Origin of the sequence: Aliiroseovarius sp. S1123 (assembly GCF_023015885.1) — a bacterium.
In the GTDB taxonomy this organism is placed as follows: domain Bacteria; phylum Pseudomonadota; class Alphaproteobacteria; order Rhodobacterales; family Rhodobacteraceae; genus Aliiroseovarius.
In genome coordinates this window covers 1-1486 of record NZ_JALKBE010000017.1, presented here as the reverse complement: position 1 = coordinate 1486, position 1486 = coordinate 1, and the positions used below count along the sequence as shown (strand labels likewise).

Here is a 1486-nt window from a genome sequence, read left to right as displayed (position 1 = left end):
GACATCGAGCCGCTGGCCGTTGCCAAGATCCTGGCGAAAGTTGTTGAAGAAGAGCAGCCGGGCATCGTTCTAGCGGGCAAGCAAGCCATCGACAATGACATGAACGCCACCGGTCAGATGTTGTCGGCCCTTCTGGGCTGGTCGCAAGGCACCTTTGCGTCGGAACTGGACATTGATGGCGACAGTGCCGTTGTGACCCGCGAAGTGGACGGCGGGTTGCAGACCATCAAGGTGAAGATGCCGACCATCGTCACCGTTGACCTGCGCCTGAACGAGCCGCGCTATGCGTCGCTGCCGAACATCATGAAAGCCAAGAAGAAGCCGCTGGACGAGAAGACCCCGGCTGATTACGGCGTTGACGTGACCCCGCGCCTCGAGATCGTGAAGACCTCGGAGCCGGCAGAACGCGCCGCTGGCATCATCGTTGGCTCGGTGGACGAGCTTGTATCGAAACTCAAGGAAGCGGGGGCTGTATAATGGCTGTTCTTCTTCTTGCTGAAGTTACCAATGGTGAACTGGCGCTGGACGCCACCGCCAAGGCTGTCACCGCTGCGCGCGCGCTGGGTGATGTAACCGTTCTGGCCGCTGGTGCATCTGCCGCCGCTGCTGGCGAAGCCGCTGCCAAGATCGACGGCGTAGCCAAGGTTCTGGTTGCCGAAGACGCATCGCTGGGTCACCGCCTGGCCGAGCCGACCGCAGCCCTGATCGTATCGCTGGCTGGCGATTACGAGCACATCGTGGCACCCGCCACCACCGACGCCAAAAACGTCATGCCGCGCGTTGCCGCGCTGCTGGACGTGATGGTTCTGTCGGACGTGACCGCTGTTGTCGACGGCGACACGTTCGAGCGCCCGATCTATGCCGGTAACGCCATGCAGACCGTCAAATCGAAAGACGCCAAGAAGGTCATTACCTTCCGGACGTCGACCTTTGACGTCGCTGGCGACGGTGGTTCGGCTGCAGTCGAGGCCATCAGCGCTGCAGACAACCCCGGCCTGTCGGAATGGGTTGAAGACAAGGTTGCCGCAAGCGACCGCCCCGAGCTGACCTCGGCTGGCGTTGTTGTTTCGGGTGGCCGTGGCGTTGGGTCCGAAGAGGACTTCGCCCTGATCGAGAAGCTGGCTGACAAGCTGGGCGCCGCTGTTGGTGCATCGCGTGCAGCCGTTGACTCGGGCTATGCCCCGAACGACCTGCAGGTTGGTCAGACCGGTAAGGTTGTTGCTCCTGAGCTGTACATCGCCGTGGGGATCTCGGGCGCCATCCAGCACTTGGCTGGTATGAAGGACTCGAAAATCATCGTTGCGATCAACAAAGACGAAGAAGCGCCGATCTTCCAGGTGGCTGACTTCGGTCTGGTTGCCGACCTGTTCGAAGCCGTGCCGGCCCTGACCGACGCCGTCTGATCGAACATCGCAGAAGATACAAAAGGCCCGCCCACCCGGCGGGCCTTTTCTTGTTCAGACACGTCGATTCGACAGGCTTTCCA

Annotated in this window: 2 protein-coding genes; both read left to right on the top strand. The window is 61.3% G+C overall.

All coding sequences use genetic code 11. The features are described 5' to 3' along the window. A partial coding sequence (locus MWU53_RS15885) for an electron transfer flavoprotein subunit beta/FixA family protein (RefSeq protein ID WP_247094670.1) occupies positions 1–477 on the top strand: 477 nt, incomplete at its 5' end. Then, positions 477–1403, top strand: a complete 927-nt coding sequence (locus MWU53_RS15880; RefSeq protein ID WP_247094668.1) for an FAD-binding protein — start codon at positions 477–479, stop codon at positions 1401–1403. The genes MWU53_RS15885 and MWU53_RS15880, both read left to right, overlap by 1 nt. Positions 1404–1486: the final 83 nt, after the last annotated feature.

What these genes read in the sequence shown, in the direction of transcription:
- MWU53_RS15880 (WP_247094668.1), top strand. Translation starts at nt 477, where the DNA reads ATGGCTGTTCTTCTTCTTGCTGAAGTTACCAATGGTGAACTGGCGCTG.